General features: G+C 55.5%; 17 protein-coding genes and 1 tRNA gene. 11 read left to right on the top strand and 7 right to left on the bottom strand.

Annotated features, from left to right (window positions below; all coding sequences use genetic code 11):
• The 11 genes from HMPREF1556_RS08720 to HMPREF1556_RS04010 all read left to right on the top strand — a co-directional run.
• Window positions 1-1,083 (top strand): hypothetical protein (locus tag HMPREF1556_RS08720; protein WP_021667009.1); only part of this gene is annotated, 1,083 nt, incomplete at its 5' end.
• Window positions 1,084-1,183: 100 nt separating this feature from the next.
• Window positions 1,184-1,257: transfer RNA gene (locus HMPREF1556_RS04055), tRNA-Ile, on the top strand.
• 212 nt (window positions 1,258-1,469) lie between these two features.
• Window positions 1,470-2,936, top strand: a complete 1,467-nt coding sequence (locus tag HMPREF1556_RS04050) for a DUF3078 domain-containing protein (RefSeq protein ID WP_021667008.1) — start codon at window positions 1,470-1,472, stop codon at window positions 2,934-2,936.
• Between the two features lie 169 nt (window positions 2,937-3,105).
• A complete protein-coding gene (locus tag HMPREF1556_RS04045; RefSeq protein WP_021667007.1) occupies window positions 3,106-4,788 on the top strand; it encodes an AMP-binding protein in 1,683 nt (560 codons plus the stop codon).
• Between the two features lie 104 nt (window positions 4,789-4,892).
• Entirely contained in the window at window positions 4,893-7,049 is a 2,157-nt protein-coding gene (locus HMPREF1556_RS04040) for a S46 family peptidase (protein WP_021667006.1), read from the top strand.
• A gap of 687 nt (window positions 7,050-7,736) precedes the next feature.
• On the top strand, window positions 7,737-8,834 hold the full coding sequence (locus tag HMPREF1556_RS04035; RefSeq protein WP_021667005.1) for a DUF4831 family protein: 1,098 nt from the start codon (window positions 7,737-7,739) through the stop codon (window positions 8,832-8,834).
• 90 nt (window positions 8,835-8,924) lie between these two features.
• Window positions 8,925-10,478: a peptide MFS transporter gene (locus tag HMPREF1556_RS04030; RefSeq protein ID WP_021667004.1), complete on the top strand. Its 1,554-nt coding sequence runs from the start codon at window positions 8,925-8,927 to the stop codon at window positions 10,476-10,478.
• A gap of 41 nt (window positions 10,479-10,519) precedes the next feature.
• Window positions 10,520-10,861 carry a hypothetical protein gene (locus HMPREF1556_RS04025; protein ID WP_021667003.1) on the top strand — a complete coding sequence of 114 codons (342 nt, stop codon included), beginning with the start codon at window positions 10,520-10,522 and terminating at the stop codon, window positions 10,859-10,861.
• Between the two features lie 94 nt (window positions 10,862-10,955).
• On the top strand, window positions 10,956-11,948 hold the full coding sequence (gene bioB / locus HMPREF1556_RS04020; RefSeq protein ID WP_021667002.1) for a biotin synthase BioB: 993 nt from the start codon (window positions 10,956-10,958) through the stop codon (window positions 11,946-11,948).
• Window positions 11,949-11,971: 23 nt separating this feature from the next.
• Window positions 11,972-13,426, top strand: a complete 1,455-nt coding sequence (locus tag HMPREF1556_RS04015; RefSeq protein WP_021667001.1) for a sodium:solute symporter — start codon at window positions 11,972-11,974, stop codon at window positions 13,424-13,426.
• Window positions 13,427-13,460: 34 nt separating this feature from the next.
• Window positions 13,461-15,458: a TonB-dependent siderophore receptor gene (locus HMPREF1556_RS04010; protein WP_044125193.1), complete on the top strand. Its 1,998-nt coding sequence runs from the start codon at window positions 13,461-13,463 to the stop codon at window positions 15,456-15,458.
• Window positions 15,459-15,560: 102 nt separating this feature from the next.
• On the opposite strand, the gene HMPREF1556_RS04005 is transcribed toward HMPREF1556_RS04010, so the two are convergent.
• The 7 genes from HMPREF1556_RS04005 to HMPREF1556_RS08820 all read right to left on the bottom strand — a co-directional run.
• A complete protein-coding gene (locus tag HMPREF1556_RS04005; protein WP_021666999.1) occupies window positions 15,561-15,947 on the bottom strand; it encodes a CrcB family protein in 387 nt (128 codons plus the stop codon).
• 17 nt (window positions 15,948-15,964) lie between these two features.
• On the bottom strand, window positions 15,965-16,843 hold the full coding sequence (locus tag HMPREF1556_RS04000; protein ID WP_021666998.1) for a nucleoside phosphorylase: 879 nt from the start codon (window positions 16,841-16,843) through the stop codon (window positions 15,965-15,967).
• A gap of 110 nt (window positions 16,844-16,953) precedes the next feature.
• Complete coding sequence (locus HMPREF1556_RS03995; RefSeq protein WP_021666997.1) at window positions 16,954-17,448, bottom strand: glutathione peroxidase; 495 nt, start codon at window positions 17,446-17,448, stop codon at window positions 16,954-16,956.
• 13 nt (window positions 17,449-17,461) lie between these two features.
• A complete protein-coding gene (gene smpB, locus HMPREF1556_RS03990; protein WP_021666996.1) occupies window positions 17,462-17,923 on the bottom strand; it encodes an SsrA-binding protein SmpB in 462 nt (153 codons plus the stop codon).
• Window positions 17,924-17,938: 15 nt separating this feature from the next.
• Window positions 17,939-19,159: an LptF/LptG family permease gene (locus HMPREF1556_RS03985; protein ID WP_021666995.1), complete on the bottom strand. Its 1,221-nt coding sequence runs from the start codon at window positions 19,157-19,159 to the stop codon at window positions 17,939-17,941.
• Between the two features lie 22 nt (window positions 19,160-19,181).
• Window positions 19,182-20,315 carry a tRNA guanosine(34) transglycosylase Tgt gene (gene tgt, locus HMPREF1556_RS03980; RefSeq protein ID WP_021666994.1) on the bottom strand — a complete coding sequence of 378 codons (1,134 nt, stop codon included), beginning with the start codon at window positions 20,313-20,315 and terminating at the stop codon, window positions 19,182-19,184.
• A 294-nt stretch (window positions 20,316-20,609) separates the two neighbouring features.
• A partial coding sequence (locus HMPREF1556_RS08820) for a hypothetical protein (protein ID WP_021666992.1) occupies window positions 20,610-20,859 on the bottom strand: 250 nt, incomplete at its 5' end.

Raw genomic sequence — 20,859 nt, 5'->3', positions numbered from 1 at the left:
GAAGGCCTTACACGAGGAGCAAGGTCAGCAGAAGGGGCACTCACAGGACTCTCCGAGACAGGTCTCCATACGACACAGCAGGCTTGGGAGGCTCGTCACGGGGCGAAGACACGCCTCTATGGGGGCTGGATCAGTTACCAACTTCCCTACTTCACCCTTGCTCTCCAAGGGCTACACCAAGACTGGGGAGGCGCCCCACTCCGCACACCTCCAGGGAGCCGGCGAAGCGCCCTACTCCACGACCTACGGGGGTACACCGCTCTCAGCCTCTCCTACCAAGCCCAAGCCCTCCGTGGGCATCTTCGTCTGAGCGGAGAGCTAGCCAGGACTTCCCTCCGTGCCTGGGCCTTCGTCCACCACCTTGCCTATGAGCAGGGGCTGTGGGGCGGGGTAAGCGTCTCCCTCTGGCATCTAGCACCCGACTACTGGAGCTACTATGGTCGGGCAGGGACACACGCCCTCCGTCCGCATGACGAGGAGGGTGGACGCCTACAGGTCCAGCTCATGCCTCCGCTTCTCCTGGGACCGACACGACTATATATAGAGGGCTATAGAAGCGCCTCTCGAGATGAGGCGGGAAGGCGCCCCTCCGAGGGTATCATCTATGGAGGCACGACCTCGCTTCGTCTAGGGGATCATTCGGAGCTCGGGCTCTACTACCGAGCTCGTAAGAAGGCAGGATCTGAGGGAGGCTATCGGCTGAAGCTCCAGTGGAGTCACACCGAAGGAGCATGGCTGACTAAGTGCGCCTTCCTCTATGCCCATACAGGGAGTACCTCAGGTTGGGCAGCCGTCGCTTCGCTCCGGTGGCAGGCGTCGGAGCGTCTGCGCCTGGACTTCCTCACCGACTACTTCGATAGTCCCTCTTGGGCAAGTCGGCTCTACATCCAGCATCCGAAGCTACGAGGAGAATACGGCTCGTCGCTCCTCTATGGACGAGGGCTAGAGATCATGATACGCCTACGCTACAGCCCCTCACGACACTGGATGCTGGAGGGACGCCTCGAGCGGGAAGCACAGCGATCAGACCTGCGTCCCTCCCGCTCACTCGGGGCAGTGGCTCTCATCTATCGCTTCTGGTAGCGATGCCGACCTATTTGGCTGATAAGCTGATTATCTCTACCTTTGCCGAGCGAAAAGTACATCGCAAGGGAGCTATCCGTGACTGCGGTCACAGCTCACTGGTCCTATAGCTCAGTCGGTTAGAGCACCTGACTCATAATCAGGGAGTCCTTGGTTCAAGCCCAAGTGGGACCACCGTAGGGGAAGACCCTAAAGAAGCGTAGGCTACAAGCATCGAATCTGCTTGTAGCCTACGCTTTCTTGGTATGCTATATCAAGGTCGGTGCGGGTGATAGATTCCCTTAGGCTTCGGTCGGGAGGATCGAAGGGCTTCGCACCTTGTCGGTATTCCCTAGGCTTGTACTACCTTTGTAAGGCTCTCAGATGAGCCACAACGCTACAAGACAATGCTTATACGACGATCTCTATCCCGTCTATCTTTAGTCACCTGGGCACTCACGGCCTTCAGCCTATCGGCCCAGAATGTTGAGCCTACGAAGGAGGACTTTGTGCGCCAAGCATCTCACCTAGATAGCTTGCTCGCCGAAGGGACGGAGTATTATATCCCGACCCCTATCTCTAGCCCAAGCCTTCTGGAGCTCAAGGCTGGGGCTCCGAGCCACTCACTACAGCTACTCGACTTCTATCGCCTAGGCGGGCAGGATACCTATACGCCCATGCGCTCGGCTCTACTTCCCTCGCTCATCCTCCCTCGAAGGGACAAGCATAGCTCCTGGATACTCTCCCGTGGGAAGGGGCTTCGTATCGTCGTGCCACCGAATGACTATCTACAGCTCGGCAAGCCTCAGCCATGGGATCGTCTTTCCCTTGATCTCGAGGGGCTACAGAGCGCTATCTACCCCACAAGTCAGCGTCTACTTGCCTACCTGGGGCAGGGTGACTACGATGGACGGAGCAAGCAGGGACTGCGTCGCCCCAAGACACTTGCCCTAGCTCGTCCTAGTGGAGGCTCCATAGAGCGGGTCCTCACCCACTATACCCAAGAGTCCAAGCCACAGAGTCTACAGCTCCCCCAAGAGCGGAACTATGAGGTCCTGAAGCAACGTCACTGGATCCCCTCACTAGAGAGCAGTATCCAGTTCTCCCAGAACCGAGTCTCAGACAACTGGTATAAGGGTGGTGCCTCCAACCTTAACCTCTACATGCGCAATTACTTCGGTCTACGCTACGTCACCGAACGTGTCCTGTGGAACAATGAGATAGAGAGCCGTCTGAGCATATATAATGCCGAGAAGGACTCCGTCCATCGCTACCGCATCGCCGATGACCTCCTTCGTCTGAGCTCCAACTATGGGATACGAGCCTGGAACAAGGTCTACTACACCCTCGATGCAGAGCTACGCACCCAGCTCCTCCAGTCCTACCAAGAGAATAAGACCAGCATACAGTCAGAGTTCCTCGCTCCCTACACGATCAACGTGGGGCTAGGTATGAAGTTCGACTACTCGATGGTCTCTACCAAGGTCTACGGACGTGCCTTCAACTTATCCGTCAACGTGGCACCTATCTCCTACACCTACCGAGCCACGACGAAGAAGCACATCGATCTAGCGCGACACGGACTCAGCGAGGATATGCTCTGGTACCAACGGATCGGCTCGACGGTACGTGCTAATTGGCAGTGGAAGATGAATATGAATATCACCTGGACGTCACGCTTCTACTTCAACACCTCCTACCAGCATGTCGAGGCTGAATGGGAGAACACGCTAGACATGGCGCTGACACGCTTCTTCTCCACCCGCCTCAATCTTCAGCTCCGCTACGACGATGCCGTACGTCCCGCTTCAGGATGGAACAAGCATCTCCAGTACAATGAGCTATTGAGCTTCGGCTTCAACTACCGACTCTAAGCCTCCTCATCATCAGCTACCCGCTTCCTTGCCCTCCCCGTGCTTCCCTTTCCGAAGACACAGGGAGGGCAAGCTACATTTGCTCACTATCTAGAGAAGTGTGCAGAGTGACTGAAAAGCCCTATCTTTGCTCCATAATCATCACTGGAACAGGAACTCTCTAGACATAATGATCGCAAAGAACTTAATCTCACTCTTCGAAGATAGCTTTAAGCAACACTGGGCTCTGCCCGCCATGACAAACTACGAAGGCCGTACCTATACCTTTGGAGAGATGGCCGAAGCCATAGACGAGTGGCACCTCTTCTTCGCTAGCCAAGGGCTACAGCACGGCGATAAGGTCGCCTTGATGGGCAAGGACACCGCCGAGTGGGCGATCTTCTTCCTCGCTGTCATCACCTATGGAGCGGTCATCGTGCCCGTGCTCCAGGACTTCCCCCCTGCCGATGCGATGCAGATCATCGATCACTCAGAGTCGAAGATCCTCGGGATCAACCCAAGTCTCTGGGAGGGGATGAACGTAGCGGGCATCCCTCAGGTAGCGACCATCCTCGACTTCCAAGACGGTCATATCCTCCATGCCTCCAGAGGTACTGCCGAGGTAGAGGAACAGCTCCAGCAGGCCAAGGCGGATCATCGTACACGCTTCCCCCAAGGGATGCGCCCCGAGGACGTCTCCTACTACCAGACGCCCAACGAGGACCTCATGGTCCTCAACTACACCTCAGGTACGACAGGCTTCAGCAAGGGTGTCATGCTCTCGGGGAATAACTTCGCTGGCAACCTCACCTTCTGTATGGAGCGCAAGATCATCAAGTCGAGTGAGACGCTCCTCTGCTTCCTCCCCATGGCTCATGTATATAGCTGCATGATCAACCTCTTCCTCGCCATGGCCACAGGGACGCATGTCGTGATCCTCGGGAAGGTCCCTTCGCCCAAGATCCTCGGAGTCGCCTTCAAGAAGGTACGCCCCACAGTGGTCATCTCCGTCCCCCTCGTCCTTGAGAAGATCTACCAGAACACCCTACAGCCCATCCTCAAGAGCAGTAAGGTACGCTTCATGCTCGCCATCCCCGGTATCCGTGAGATCGTATACCGCAAGATCCGCAAGCAACTTACCGAAGGGCTTGGTGGTGCCTTCCGTCAGGTGATCGTCGGTGGTGCAGCGCTCAACCCCGAGGTAGGAGCCTTCCTCAAGCGTATAGGCTTCCCCATCACCGTCGGCTATGGCATGACCGAGTGTGCTCCACTCATCTCCTACGTCGATGCCCGAGACTGGCGCTTACGCTCCTGCGGTCAGGTACTCCATCCCTATATGGAGGCACGTATCGCTCCGCTCGAACAGCACGAAGGCTCCGAGGGCACTCACTCCGAAGAGATCGGTGAGATCCAAGTACGAGGTGAGAATGTCTGCATGGGCTACTACAAGAACCCTGAGCAGACCAAGGCACTCTTCACCGAGGATGGCTGGCTACGCACAGGAGACCTAGGCACGATGGACCAGGATCACTTCCTCTACATCCGTGGCAGATCGAAAGCCATGCTCCTAGGGGGGAATGGTCAGAACATCTACCCCGAAGAGATCGAGGCAAAGATCGGGATGCTCCCCTACGTACAGGAGAGCCTCGTCCTGATGCGCCAGGGTAAGCTGGAGGCGATCATCGTACCTAATATCCAGCTCATCGAGCAGAATGGGCTCTCTCTGGAGGAAGCTTGGCAAGAGATCCAAGCCCAGCGCTCCACCCTCAACGAGCAGGTAGGTAGCTACGAGAAGATCCAGCGCTTCGAGCTACGCACCGAGCCCTTTGAGAAGACCCCAAAGCAGAGCATCCGTCGCTACCTATATAAGTAGCAGGTGAGCTCTTCGCTCCCTATCAGCGGTCTGTCGTATCTTTACGCACCTGCTCTCGGGTGTCGACCTATGAGTATCACGCATCACAATACACAAGTAAATCTATGAAGCAACTTCTAAAGAAAGGCCTCGTCCTCGTAGCTGCTGCTCTATCCCTTGGTCATCAGGCTAAGGCGGATAAGGGTATGTGGCTCCTGAACGAGCTGACGAAGGAGAACATCGCCCAGATGAAGGAACTGGGCTTCCGTCTCCCTATCGACTCCCTCTACAGTCTAGACAAGCCCAGTGTCGCCAATTCGGTGGTCATCTTCGGCCGTGGCTGTACGGGTGTCACGGTCTCTGACAAGGGGCTCGTCTTCACCAACCATCACTGTGGGTTTGACGCCATCCAGTCACAGAGTTCGGTCGATCATGACTACCTCCGTGATGGCTTCGTCTCTCAGAGCTTCCAGGAGGAGCTCCCCATCCCAGGGCTGACCATCAGCTACCTCTCCTCGATCCGTGATGTCACGAAGGAGATCCTCGCTAAGGTGAAGAAGCCCAAGGATGAGATCGACCGCCTCAGCCAGATCCGTAAGATCTGCGAAGACATGGAGAAGGCAGAGTCTGCTCGTCTGAAGAGCCAGCACAAGCTCTCCATCATCCGTCCCTACTATGCTAACAACAAGTACTACCTCATCACCTACGATGTCTTCAGCGACGTGCGTCTGGTCTTCGCTCCTCCAGGATCGGTAGGGAAGTTCGGCGGTGATACGGACAACTGGATGTGGCCTCGCCACACGGGTGACTTCTCCGTCTTCCGTGTCTATGCTGGCAAGGACAATCAGCCTGCTGACTACAGCAAGGACAATGTACCCTACACCCCCAAGTACCACGCTACGGTATCTACCGAAGGCTATGAGAAGGGCGACTATGCGATGACCATCGGTTTCCCTGGCTCGACCTCTCGCTACATCCCCTCCTTCGCTGTAGAGAACCGCATGAAGGATCAGAACGAGCCCCGCATCGAGGTACGTGGCATCAAGCAGGATATCTGGCGTGCAGCCATGAATGCCGATCAGGCTACTCGCATCAAGTATGCATCTAAGTACGCTCGTAGCTCCAACTACTGGAAGAACTCCATCGGCATGAACAAGGCCCTCGTCAAGCTCGGTGTCCTCGACCAGAAGCGTGCCGAAGAAGCTTCCTTCGAAGAATGGGTAGCAGCTTCCGGCAAGAAGGCTCAGGCCTACAAGGGCATCCTCAAGGAGATGGAGGGTGCGTATAAGAAGCTCGGGGCTATCGAGCGTCAGTCCATGTACCTGCGTGAAGCCCTCATCGGAGGTACGGAGGTCGTATCCGCTGCTCGTGGTATGGATGATCCTGCTACGATCAAGAAGCTCGCAGGTAAGACGAAGGAAGAGCTAGCGAAGAGCCTGGATAAGTTCTACAAGGACTATGTCCCCGCCCTCGACCAGCAGGTCCTGCCCGCTATGCTGGACATCGTCCGTCAGCGTGTCGACGCTAAGCGTGTCGCTCCTATCTTCGACGTCATCGATAAGGAGTATGGAGGCAATACCAAGGCTTATGCAGATGCCCTCTTCGCTAAGAGTGTCATCCCCTACAAGGATAAGCTCATCGCCACGCTCCACCAGCCTAACGCTCTAGAGATCCTGAGCAAGGATCCCGCTGTCCAGCTATCTAACGAAGTGTGGGCGATCTACACGGGCTTCTCTGCCGAACTGAAGCCTCTCTACGAACCGATCGATCGTGGCAACCGCCTCTACTTCGCCGGTCGTCAGGAGCAGAACCCCTCCAAGCCTATGCCTAGCGATGCGAACTCTACGATGCGCATGAGCTACGGTACGATCAAGGGGTACAGCCCTGCAGATGCTGTCGAGTACGACTACTTCACCACGAGCCGTGGTATCCTCGAGAAGAATAACCCTGAGTCCACGGAGTTCAACGTCTTCCCCTCCTTCCTCGATCTGATCAAGAAGGGTGACTGGGGTCGCTGGGCGGACAAGAAGGATGGTAAGCTTCACGTAGCCTTTATCTCGACGAACGACATCACGGGCGGCAACTCCGGTAGCCCAATGTTCGACAAGAATGGTCGTGTCTTCGGTCTTGCCTTCGATGGCAACTGGGAAGCGATGAGTGGGGATATCGAGTTCGAGCCCAACCTCCAGCGCACCATCGGCGTAGATATCCGCTACGTCCTCTTCACCATCGACAAGTGGGGCAAGTGCCCACGTCTGATCGAAGAGCTTAGCCTCCGCTAAGGTTCTTCCCTTACAGCCACAGCAGGCGCCCCGAGCAAGTATATAGCTTGCTTGGGGCGCCTGCTCTCATTTTACCCCACGGGTGCGACGCCCCCACCCCATCCCCCACCCTACGACAGGCCAGCGCCTCATCCTGCCACGGGAGCCCACCCCATGCATGGGTTACACACCCGCCCCATCATAGCGGACACCACTCCCCCATATCATTATCCCTTCCTTCGACAAGGTCATTCCCGCCCCTTCACCAAGGTCATAGCACTCCCTCCTCCGAGGTCGTTCCACCTTCCCCACCAAGGCTATTTTCTCCCCTCTTTAAGGCTCCTCCATTCCCCTCCCCCAAAGTCGCTTCCCACCCCGCCTCTTCGCCCCTTGTATCCAGAGGCTTTGACGGGGCTAAAAAACGATCCACGGTAGGTCGTCGAAAAAACCTACTGTAGGTCGTGATGACGACCTACCGTGGGTCGCCTCGGCGACCTACCATAGGTCTCTTTTGGGGTATCTCAGGCGAGGACGAAAAAGCACGGAAGAAGGGGGAGCTGGAGAGCGGTCGGAGCGACACCATTCTTCCCCTCTGCTTCCGAACGGTGTCGCCTTCCTCTTCCCTCAAAGCTAACCATTTGAAAATCCCTGCTTTTTTAGTAGTTTTGCTAACAATTGTCCGCTCATTCATCAAGACAAAGACCCTACATGCAACGATTAGATCGCTGGATAGCATTCCTCGGACTTATCCTGATCTCTGCTGCCTCCCTTAGCGCTCAGACCCGAGTCCGACGCTACGACGTGACGAAAGAAACAGACTACGGTATCGTCTATCGTCTGCCACAGACAGAGATAGAGGTCGTACTCACCGTGCGAGAGCTCATCTACACCCCTGGGGTCCTCGCCTCCTATGCGGATAGATACCTCAATAAGAAGGCTTCAGAGACGCCCGCTCATACCTATGAGCTCCTCTCTAGTGAACTACACACCATCGGACGCCCTGACTCCGCCCATCAGTACCTCGTCGTCTTCGACAAGAAGACGATAGCCCCCTTCGTCAAGCTCACCGATACGGGTATCCTCTATTCGATCAATGGAGGAGAGGAGCTCCCCAAGAGTCTCTCCACCGCTCGCCCAGCTACCCAGCTCCTCTCTCAGAAGAGTAGCGACACGGCACTACCCGCCCTAGCTCGTGAGTACGCACAGGCAGGCTCCAAGGCCAAGCAGGCAGAGATCGCCGCAGGCTATCTCTACGACCTAAGAGAGAATTTGATGAATATCGTCACGGGCTCGGTGGACAATATGCCCAAGGACGGAGAATCCATGCGCTTAGCCCTCGACCAGCTACGTACTGAGGAGCGTCGCACACAGCGCCTCTTCCTCGGAGACACCACAGAGCGAGTCACCCAGTACGTACTGCGCTATACCCCTTCCGGTCAGGAGCTCAAGGACTATGTCCTAGCACGCTTCTCCCCCATCGCAGGACTCACCTCAGCGGACGACCTCAGCGGAGCACCGATCCGCCTGAGCCTTCGTATCCTCGAGCACGCACCTGAGCTTAGTGACAAGGAGCAAAAGAAGAAGGACAAGATGCTGGAGAATAGTATCGTCTATATCCAGCCTGGTGAAGCGCTCGTCTCCATCAGCTACGAGGGCAAGACACTCACAGAGGGTAAGCTCCGACTTGCCCAGCTCGGAGCACCACAAGCACTGGCACCGAAGATGCTTAATCTCAATCCCTCCAGCACCACATCTATCTACTTCGATATCCGCTCAGGTGCTGTCCTAGACATCCGTCAGGAGTAGAGTGGACGTAGAGCACACACCCTCAGCTTATCCAACTAAGGAATAAGGAATTACTTAACAACAATACTCATCCTAACAACCCAAACTTTTATGTTTAAGAATCATCCTAAGGGATTGATCGCGGCCTCTCTCGCGAACATGGGAGAGCGCTTCGGCTTCTACATCATGATGGCGATCCTGACGCTGTTCATCTCAGCCAAGTTCGGTCTGAGTGAGCAGGTGACAGGGTATGTGTACTCGGCCTTCTACGCCTCGATCTACCTCCTGGCGCTGGTCGGTGGAGTCATCGCTGACAGATCTAAGAAGTACAAGGCTACCATCGTGACGGGTCTAGTCGTCATGGCCCTTGGCTACGTGCTGATCGCTATCCCCACGCCTACGCCAGTACCCAACCTACCTCTCTACCTCACGCTCACCTGCGTCGGGCTCGGAGTCATCGCATTTGGGAACGGTCTCTTCAAGGGGAATCTGCAGGTGCTCATCGGGCAGATGTACGACAATCCTCTCTACCAGAGCGCTCGTGACGCAGGCTTCCAGATCTTCTACATGTTCATCAATATCGGGGGGATCTTCGCCCCATTCATGGCTGTAGGGATCCGCAACTGGTGGCTGAGCCACAATGGCTTCGACTACAGCGCTGAGCTCCCAGCTCTCTGCCATCAGTATCTGCGTGAAGGCGACCAGATGCCTCAGCAGGCGCTTGAGAACCTACAGAGCCTCATGGGTAAGGTATCCGGTGGTCAGACCTTCGCTAGCCTGAACGACTTCGTCAATCAGTACCTCGAAGTCTTCAGCCGTGGCTTCCACTACGCCTTCATTGCTGCCGTAGTGATGATCTGCGTATCGATGGTGATCTTCCTCCTTAACCAGAAGAAGTTCCCCGATCCAAGCAAGAAGGAAGTTGCAGCCAATGGTGCTACTGCAGGCAAGGAAGAAGTCCAGATGAGCGCAGCCGAGATCAAGCAGCGTATCTATGCGCTCTTCGCCGTCTTCGGTGTCGTCATCTTCTTCTGGATGTCCTTCCACCAGAATGGGTACTCACTGACCTACTTCGCTCGTGACTACGTAGACCTAAGTGTCATCAAGATTGACCTAGGCTTCACGCAGATCAAGGGAGCTGAGATCTTCCAGTCGGTGAACCCCATGATCGTGGTCTTCCTCACCCCCGTCGTGATGTATGTATTCGGCCGTCTGCGTGCTAAGGGCAAGGAACCCTCAGCACCACGCAAGATCGCTATCGGGATGGGTATCGCTGCTCTAGCCTATGTCTTCCTCATGGTATGCTCACTCGGTCTGCCCGAACAGAGCACCCTCGGGTCGATGAGCGAAGCAGCTAAGCACGACATGCTACTCACCCCATGGGTCATGGTAGGGATGTACTTCATCCTCACGATGGCAGAGCTCTTCATCTCGCCTCTAGGCCTCTCCTTCGTATCGAAGGTCGCTCCTCCTCATCTCCAGGGAGTCATGCAGGGTGCTTGGCTAGCAGCTACGGCTCTAGGGAACTCCCTCCTCTTCATCGGTGGTGTCCTCTACACGAGTGTACCTCTATGGGCTTGCTGGCTGGTCTTCGTCGGAGCTTGTGCTGCCTCGATGATCACGATGCTTGCCATGGTCAAGTGGCTGGAGCGTGTCGCTAAGTAAGAGCTACCACTGATCACTAGCATACACTACTAAGGACTGCGATGCACCCCAAGACTACTTCACTACAGACTGCTAGCAGGCTCTGCTTCCGTCGCTGGACACGGAGTCGAGCAGCCGTCTTCCGTAGTCTAGGTCAGTGTGTCACGATCGGGCATCTAGCACTCAACGTACTGGAGCGCCTGGCGGGTAAGAGCTCTTCTCTCACAGTCCGTATATCTAAGCTTGGTCTTCTCCGTACGGAGGAGCAAGAGGAGCTACAGGAGGAAGCGCTTGAGAGCGCTCGCTTGCTCGGTCTTGCGACTCTAGGACAAAGCCCTTTGCTGTCACTAAGCACCGGCGAAGCTGGTAGCGACCTCGGTAGCACCAAGCATACCACTACTTAAAGCGTTGCCTCATCACCCTGCTCTACCTAAGAGCACGGGGTGATGAGGCAACGCTTCTTTATGTACCCACCCGATTTATCACCCACAGACAACTATGATCCAAGACATCAAAGCACGTATCCTCTCCGGAGGTGAGATCACCGAAGACGAGGCGCTTGCTTTGCTTTCCTCCCCGAATAAGGAGGAACTCTACCAGGCAGCACACGAGATCACCGAGCACTTCATGGGCAATGCCTTCGATACCTGCTCGATCATCAACGCCAAGAGTGGTAATTGCCCAGAGGACTGTAAGTGGTGCGCCCAGAGTGCTCACTATGCCACCTCGGCAGAGCGCTACGCAGTAGTTAGCCCGAGTGCTTGTGTAGCCCAAGCCACCTACAATCATAAGCAGGGCATCGGACGCTTCTCCCTCGTGGCAAGTGGCCGTAGACAGACCGACAGAGAGATCGATATGATGTCCGTCAGCTACCGTGCCATCAAGCGAGCTAACCCCGATCTCAAGTGCTGTGCTTCGCTAGGCCTACTCTCCGAGCCCCAACTTCAGAAGCTCTTCGACAGTGGAGTCACTACCTACCACTGCAATATGGAGACCGCCCCAAGCTACTTCCGTGAGCTCTGCACAACACATACCCAAGAGGACAAAGAAGCTACCCTCGAAGCAGCACGACGTGTCGGCATGCGCATCTGCTGTGGTGGCATCATCGGTATGGGCGAAAGTCTACGCCAGAGAGTCGAACTAGCCTTCTACGTCAAGCATCTCGGGAGCTACAGTATCCCAATAAATATCCTCCAGCCTATCGAAGGGACGCCCCTCGGCACATCGACACCACTAAGCGAAGATGAGATACTCTCAGCCATCGCTGTCTTCCGATTCGTCAACCCGAAGGCTTATCTCCGCTTCTCAGGTGGTCGTGCCCAGCTCTCTGCCGAGACACAGCGCAGGGCCATCTATGTAGGGATCAATGCCGCCATCACAGGCGATCTCCTGACGACGATCGGTCGCCAAGCCGAGGAAGATATGCAGATGATCCAGGAGTGTGGCAAGGTCACGAGCCAGGAGGACTGGGAAGTTCACTATAGCTACTAGGCAGTAGAGCCGATCGCTTCACTATGGCACAGGGCGTACTACTCACATTCGTACTCTATCTGCTCTTCCTCTTCCTGATCACTCGGCTGACACGTCGGGAGGGAAGTAATGCAGACTTCTTCCTCGCAGGGCGTACTACACCCTGGTGGATCGTCGCTATCGGTATGCTTGGCGACTCGATCTCGGGGGTTACTTTCGTATCTGTCCCTGGGATGGTACGAGGGATGGACATGACTTACCTACAGCTCGTCATGGGCTTCTTCGTAGGCTACATCGTCATCGCCTATGTCCTCCTTCCCCTTTACTACCGGTTGCAGCTCGTATCTATCTATACCTACCTCGAGCAGCGCTTCGGTCGGCACAGCTACCGCACGGGAGCGCTCTTCTTCTTAGTATCAAAGCTCTTCGGCGCTGGGGCGAAGCTCTTCCTCATCACACTGATCCTACAGCAGCTGGTCTTCGCACCACTGGGCGTCCCCTACCTAGTGACCGTCATCTCAGTGGTAGCGATCATCTGGCTATATACCCAGCGTGGGGGAATGGGCACCATCATCTGGACGGACGTCCTTCAGACGGCATGCCTTGTCCTTGCCCTTATCCTGATCATCTATGTGGTATCGACGGAGCTCGGTCTAGACGTACCGGGCATCGTACGTCTCGTACGCCAAGATCCACATAGCCGTATCTTCATCTTCGATGACTGGACAAGTCCCCTCTACTTCTGGAAGCAGATCGTCAGCGGTACCTTCATCGTCATCGTGATGACTGGGCTGGATCAGAACATGATGCAGAAGAATCTCACCTGTCGTAGCCTACGAGAGGCTAGGACAAATATGCTGACCTATGGCTTCGGGTTCCTGCCACTCAACCTCCTCTTCCTCGTACTCGGGATCTTACTCCTCCACTATGGAGAAGCTCATGGGCTGACACTCCCCGAGCGAGGGGATGATATCCTGCCCTTCCTTGCCTCTGGTCACCTTGGCTCTTGGGTGCTGATCTTCTTCACCCTGGGGATCACGGCGGCCTCCTTCTCTAATGCTGACTCTGCGCTGACCAGCCTGACGACCTCGGTCTGTACTGATCTCCTCGGGATGAAGCTCGAAGGAGACGAGACGAGTCAGCGTAAGCGCTGGTGGATCCATCTAGGGATGTGCGCTGCCTTTGCCCTCATGGTGCTCTTCATCGGCAGTATACAGCAGAGTTCGCTACTCAATACGATCTTCACCGCTGTCTCCTATACCTACGGACCTCTCCTAGGACTCTACGCCTTCGGACTATTCACTCGGCGGGGCGTACGTGATCATCTCACCCCCTATCTATGCCTACTCTCGCCCTTCGTGAGCTATGGCGTCTCGCTCGCTCTCGAGACGGTCTGGGGCTATAAGGTCGGCTATGAGATCCTGCTCTTCAATGGGCTCTTCACCTTCCTCGGGCTGTGGCTCCTGCGTGATCCCGAGAAGAAGGAAGTACTCGTATAATCAATCACACGTATAATCAATCATTCACCTACAGATGCAGCAACAAAACTTGCTCTCTCGCTCCGTACTTCGCTTCCGACGTATGACACGCAAAAGCTACGGAGCCTTCAACACCATGCACCGAGTCATCAATATCGGTACGCTCTCTAGCCTAGCACTGGCCTGCGCTTACATCTCGACGGCGAGCGCACAGAATGTATCTGCCTCCGCTCCCCTGTCTATCGAGGGTGAGCCTGAGAAGGAGATCGACCAGGTCACTGTGACCGCTTCGAAGGTAGCTACTCCGCTGAGCGAGGCCACACGTCTGGTCACCGTCATCTCGGCAAAGGAGATTGCACAAACTCCTGCCCGAAGTATCCAGGAGCTACTGACCTATGTCGCCGGGATCGATGTAGCCCAGCGTGGAGCTCAGGGCGTGCAAGCGGATATCTCGATACGTGGCGGTTCGCACGACCAGACGATCATCCTGCTCAACGGTATCAATATCAGCAGCAGCAAGACAGGGCACCTGAGCTTCGACTTCCCGATCAATCTCTCCGACATCGAGCGTATCGAGATCCTCCGTGGTCCTTCAGCTCTGATCTACGGGACGGGAGCCTTCTCCGGCGCTATCAATATCATCACCAAGCACGAGGCTGAGAAGTCGCTCTACGCTAAGGTATCTGCAGGGATGCATCGCCTCACAGGAGCTGAACTTCGTGGTGCACTCGCCCTCGGGAAGACCCAGAATAGCCTCTCCCTCAGCCGTCGATCCAGCGCCGGCTATCGGTCGAATACCGACTACGAGATCTACAATGCACTCTGGCAGTCCCGCCTAATGCTCTCGGAGGCAAATAAGATGGACCTACAGCTAGGCTATAGTGACAAGCAGTTTGGTGCAAATAGCTTCTATTCCCCCAAGTATCCTAACCAGTACGAACACACTCGCCGTGCCGCCGCTTCACTACGTGGCGACCTCGGCTCATCGCACCTACGCTTCCTCCCTACGCTCTTTTGGGACCACGAGTTCGATCGCTTTGACCTGATCAAAGGCTCGACCGTCGGGCAGAATCATCATATCGTGAATAACTATGGTGCTGGGCTGATCATGAACTACAGCTCCACCCTCGGCACGACAACGCTTGCCGGCGAACTCCGCTTCGAAGAAGTCGTAGGGAATAAACTGGGGGAGCCTCGCTCCAAGCCCGAGAGCTACTACACCAAGCACGCCAGTCGATTCAATACCAACCTGAGTCTCGAGCACACCGTGAAGCTAGACAAGTGGCTGATCTCAGCTGGTGCCCTGCTCAATCACAATTCGCTCCTGAAGAATAAGTACGACTTCCTCCCCTCGGTGAGTGTCAACTACCACCCACTTGACCGATGGAGCTTCGTCGCTACCTGGAGTAGATCGATGCGCCTACCTACATTCAACGACCTCTGGTACTCTGATCCCAACCACAAGCACGGCGAAAACATCCAGCCGGAATACGCTCACTCCTTCGAGGCTATCGTCAAGTATCAGACCTCACAGCTACAGGCGCACCTCTCTTACTTCTTGATGAAGGGGAGCAATCTCCTGGACTGGGTGAAGTTTGCTCCCACAGAGACGCTCTTCACCTCGCACAATATCTCGGAGCTGACGAACCAAGGGCTCGAAGCTGGCCTGACACTTCGCCTCGGCCAATACCTACCTCTGCTCGGAGATGGTAGTAAACTCAGCCTCGATTACCTGTACATGGCGCAGCGACATCATGCACCTAGAGTCGCCGTATCTAAGTATGCGCTGAACTATCTCCGCCACAAGTTCACCACTCAGCTCTCACATCAGCTGTCCAGGCGTGTAGAAGCGCTCTGGGCTCTTCGCTATCAAGACCGAGTCAACCAGCCCTCGCCCTTCGCTACACTTGATCTGAAGGTCGACTATCTAGTCAATCAGCACCTACATGTCGGCCTAGAGATGAACAACCTCACCGATACACAGTACTCCGATATCGCTGGTGTGCCTCAGCCAGGCTTCTGGCTCTCAGGGAATATCAGCTACCGCCTCTAGCCTTCTCCTGATATCCAATAGCAAAGGCTCCAGACTGTCTCCCTCATGTGAGGGTACAGTCTGGAGCCTTCGCTGTATATGGGGCTCGGGGCTATGATCGATCTAAGAGCGTCCCCATCGGAATCCGAGGTAGACCAGCAGAAGAGCTGAGACGATACTGACCAGCAGATAGCCTCCAGCTTGTAGATAAGCCCCGCTCCGCAAATAGTGAAGCAGGTCTGCTGAGAAGGTAGAGAAGGTCGTGAATCCGCCACAGAGCCCGATGATGAGCAGATAGCGGTAGTCGTCATTCAGGCCAACTTCACGGGCAGAGAGGCCGATGAGGTAGCCGATCACGAGCGAACCCAGGGCGTTGATCCCCCAAGTAGCCCAGGCAGTAGCATGACCCAGCAGGTGAGCTACACCCCATCCCGTGAAATAGCGGAGGAGGCTACCTAAGCCTCCTCCTATAAATACGAAGCAGATCGCTCGAAGCGACAGGGTCTCCATCGATAGGACTTGCCGAGCTAGATACGATCTAGGACGAGGTCGATCAGTCCTTCGATGCTCCCCTTATAGTCTGTATTCATATTCTGTGCCTTACGCCCAGCGATGATACAGCATACGGTCATAGCACGATGACCCATAAGGGCAGCTAGACCTGATAGCGAAGAGCTCTCCATCTCATAATTAGTCAGACGGCGTCCTTCGAAGTCAAAGGCCTGGATCTTCTTATTCAGCTCGGGGTCTTGTAGTGGTAGGCGGAGCTGTCTTCCCTGAGGACCGTAGAAGCCATTAGCCGCAATCGTATTGCCGCGGAGGATATCATCCTGACAGATTTGCTGGATAAGTTCGGGCGAAGCAGGTACGACGTAGGGGCGAAGACCTTCTACCTGCCAGTCGAGTTGCTTGAGGAGAGCTTCCTCAAACGCCTTATTACGGATGCGCTCTGTACCTGCGTAGAAGTAGATCACGCCGTCGAAGCCCACCGAATGCTCTGCTGCAACGTAGGTGCCAATAGGTGTCTCGTCCTGCAAGCCACCAGAGGTACCGACACGTACAAGGGTAAGCTGACGGAAGTTCTCCTTCTCCTGGCGGGTCTCGAAGTCGATGTTCGCCAGCGCATCTAGTTCATTGAGGACGATGTCGATATTGTCCGTCCCGATCCCATGGCTGACGACGCTGATGCGCTTACCATGATATGTCCCTGTGATCGTGTGAAACTCTCGGCTCGACACATTGCATTCGATCGACTCGAAGCGGGAAGCGACCATATCGACTCGTGCTGGATCGCCCACGAGGAAGACGCGATCGGCGAGTTGCTCAGGGCGAAGATGAAGGTGGAAGACGGAGCCATCGCCGTTGATGATCAGCTCCGAGCTGGGGATTGTGCGTTTATCCATCATCGTTAATTCTATCTATGGGTTCTGTGATGAGCATCTCCTCGCTCTCTCTTTACGGAGGAAGAGGGAGGTCGGTGCATCTAAGTTAGCAAAAACTAGAGGGAGACCGCCCACTAGAGATCTTGTGGAGCGGCGAGGAAGCGCTTGATGGCGGGCTCGAGAGCTTCGGGACGAGTTATTGGAGCAAAGCGAAGTATCTCCTGTCCATCACGAGAGATGAGGAACTTTGTAAAGTTCCACTTGATCCAATTACCCAGCACGCCAGGGGCGCTACGCTTGAGGAAGGTGAAGATTGGGTCGCAATCTCGGCCGTTGACAGAGATCTTCTTCATCATGGGGAAGGTCACTCCGTAGCTGCGTGTACAGAACTGAGAAGCCTCGAGTCCCGTCTTCAGCTCCTGCGCTAGGAACTGTCCGCAGGGGAAGCCTAGGATCACGAGCCCCGCATCACAATAGAGTTCGTAGAGCTTCTCGAGGCCTGCGAACTGAGGCGTCAGGCCGCACTTGCTGGCGGTATTGACGATGAGGAGGACTTTGCCCCGATACTGAGAGAGGCGCACCGGCTCACCCGAAGGGGTCTGAGCGATGAAGTCGTAGATGGTCTGCATGGATGGTCTTTGGTTAGCGCTTCATAGCTCGGTCCATTTCCCTACGATCGTCGCGCTCACGCATCGTGGCGCGCTTGTCGTAGACCTTCTTCCCTCGGGCTGGGGCTATGACGATCTTCGCCAGCCCACGGTCATTGATGAAGATCTTGACGGGTACGATGGTGACGCCTGGGCTCTGAACGTAGCCCTCAAGTTTACGAAGTTCCTTGCGACTGAGCAGGAGCTTGCGGTCTCGGCGTGCTGCATGATTATTGTACGAGCCATAGAAGTACTCGCTGATATTAGCCCCCTTGAGCCAAAGTTCGCCGTTGTGGAAGTAGCAGAAAGCGTCCACTAGGCTGGCTTTACCTAAGCGCAGGGACTTGATTTCAGTCCCGACGAGGACCATCCCCGCAGTATAGGTATCGAGGAGCTCGTAGTCGAAGCGAGCACGACGGTTCTGAATGGAGACGGCTCGCTGTATCTTTTCTTTCATATACGGGATATCGTGTTATTGGGGAGCCTTACGCCAGAGGAAGAGAGCCGCTAGGACGAAGGCGACATTCGGAAGCCAAGCGGCGATCCACGGTGCCATGAGCCCGACATTAGAGATCTGCGCCGTCAGCGAAGTCGCTAGGATGTACGCCAGACATAGTGAGAAGCCGATGACGAGATTGATGCCGAGCCCGTTCTTCACTTTCTTCGCCGAGAGGACTGCGCCGATGAAGGTCAGGATAAAGGCTGAGAAGATCGCCGCATACCTATTGTGTAGCTCGGTTTGGAAGAGACGTGTATTGCTCGCTCCTCGCTCTCGCTGTCGGTCGATATAGCGACTGAGCTGGTCATTACGCATCGTCGCCACGTCCTTCTCATTGACCAGGAAGTCCGAGGGGCGGATACGTAGGTTCGTATCTAGGTCATAGCCGACGGTGTCAGTGGCCTTCAGGCCTTCGAAGCGACGGATATGGAAGTCCTTGAGATGCCATCTATCGAGGGTATCATATACCGCTTCGTCCGAAGTCATCCGTGAGACGAGGCTATGCCCTTTGAACTGATCCACCGCCAGTGACGTCGCTACCCGGGAGAGACTCTCGTAGTCGCGTATATAGAGATAGGTATCCTTGGCGATAGCTATCTGTATGTTGGAGGTGTAGCTCTCGGTCTTGCTCTTGAGGTATTTCTGCTCGAAGTCGAGGCGCACACGGTTGCCGGCGGGGATCACAAAGCCATTGAGCACGTAGGTGAAGGAAGCGATGATCAGCGCCGTAACCATGTACGGGCGCAGGAGACGGCGGAAGCTCATCCCGCTAGCGAGCATGGCGATAATCTCCGAATTGCCAGCCATCGTCGAGGTGAAGAAGATCACGGAGATGAAGACGAAGAGCGGACTAAAGAGATTAGCGTAGTAGGGGATGAAGTTGAGGTAATACTCGAAGAAGATCGCCGACAGGGGCACCTCGGGCTTGAGGAAGTCGGTGATCTTGTCATTGACGTCGAAGACCACCGCCACGGCTAGGATCAAGCCGATGGAGAAGAGGAAGGTCGTCAGGAAGGTACGCATGATGTACCTGTCCACCCGCCCAAGCCAAGGGCGGTACGGCTTCTTCGGCTCGGGCTCGAGAGCAGGGCTTTCACCTTCAGAGCTAGGAAGCTCGGGCTCGGCGAACTCTTCGGTCTGCTCGGTGAGGGGCTTTTGCTGGAGCTCTTCGTCGGAGTGGGGAGTGGTACTCATAGCGAATGCGGGGCGTGGGGCTTTAGAGGCGGTTGTCGAGCTGGCGCACCATCTTGTCCTTCCATTCGGAGAAGTCACCCTGGAGGATATGCTCACGAGCCTGGCGGACAAGGCGCAGGTAGAAGGCCAGATTGTGGATCGAAGCGATCTGAAGACCTAAGATCTCGTCGGCTTTGATGAGATGGTGCAGGTAAGCGAGGCTGTACTGCTGGTCGACGAAGGACGTGCCCTCGGGGTCGATCGGGCTGAACTCCTGCGCCCACTTGGCGTTGCGGATATTGATCGTGCCGTAGCTGGTGAAGAGTTGGCCGTTGCGCCCGTTGCGGGTGGGCATGATGCAGTCGAACATATCGACGCCTCGGGCGATGTTCTCCAGCAGGTTGATCGGCGTGCCGACGCCCATCAGGTAGCGGGGTTTGTCCTTGGGCAGGATGCTGTTGGTGAGTTCGACCATCTCGTACATTTTCTCTGTAGGTTCGCCGACGGCAAGGCCTCCGATGGCATTCCCTTCGGCGCCAAGGGAGGCGACGAATTCGGCGGCCCGAGTACGTAGCTCGGGGTAGACGCATCCCTGCACGATGGGGAAGAGGCTCTGGTGATAGCCGTAGTGCGGGTCGGTCTCGTTGATGCGATTGACACAGCGACGGAGCCAACTTTCCGTCAGCGCCAGCGACTTCTTCGCATAGTGGAAGTCCGCATCTCCGGGGCAACATTCGTCGAAGGCCATGATGATATCGGCGCCGATGATTCGCTCGATGTCCATGACTCGCTCGGGGGTGAAGAGGTGCTTGGATCCGTCAATATGGGAGCGGAAGGTCACGCCTTCGTCCGTGATCTTACGTCGGTGCGCCAGGCTGAAGACTTGGTAGCCACCGCTGTCGGTGAGAATGGAGCCGTCCCAGCTATTGAAGCGGTGCAAGCCTCCCGCCTTGTAGAGCGTGTCAAGACCGGGGCGCAAGTAGAGGTGATAGGTATTGCCGAGGATGATCTGCGCGCGGATATCGTCACGCAACTCGGGCATATGGACGGCCTTGACGGAGCCGACCGTCCCGACGGGCATGAAGATAGGCGTGAGGATCTCTCCGTGGTCGGTCTCTATGCGTCCGGCACGTGCGGCGGTCTTCGTACAAGTCTTATGGATATCGAATTTCAGCATCGTTGTCTTTGATTGGCAAGGGGTGCTTCCCGAAGGAGGTCGGACAGAGGCCACCCAAGCTCTTGTAGAATGCAAAGATACGGCATCTAAGGCAATATCTGCCGATGGCCTCGAAGGCTTTTCGCCAAGCGCTCTTCCGCCCTTCGGATCGCCCCTTCTCCAGCCCGCTCTTACGAAGGCTCGAGGAAGGCTTCAGCTGGGGCAAAAAGGGCGCTCGGCGAAGGGCCAAAATTTCCGTACGTAAGAAAATTATTTTTCGCACGTAAGAAAAAATATTTCCGTACGTAAGAAAATTTATTTCCGTACGTGCGAAAAAAAATCGCCCTTCGCACGGCGCTTCTTTTCCCTTCGAACGCAAGGCTTTTTCCCTTCGTACGGAGGGGATTTTTCCTTCGGAGGAAAATCAATTTCCCCGGGCAGGAAAACTTCTTTTCCTTCGAAGGAAAAAAGAGCACCCTTCGGAAGGAAAAACGCCTCCTTCCGAAGGGCGAAAAACTTCCGTGCGGAAGGAAGAAAATTTCCGTATATAAGAAAATTTATTTCC

Source organism: Porphyromonas sp. oral taxon 278 str. W7784 (assembly GCF_000467855.2).
Classification (GTDB): domain Bacteria; phylum Bacteroidota; class Bacteroidia; order Bacteroidales; family Porphyromonadaceae; genus Porphyromonas.
The sequence above is the reverse complement of the archived record's forward strand: the minus strand, read 5'-3'. Positions and strand labels throughout refer to the sequence as shown.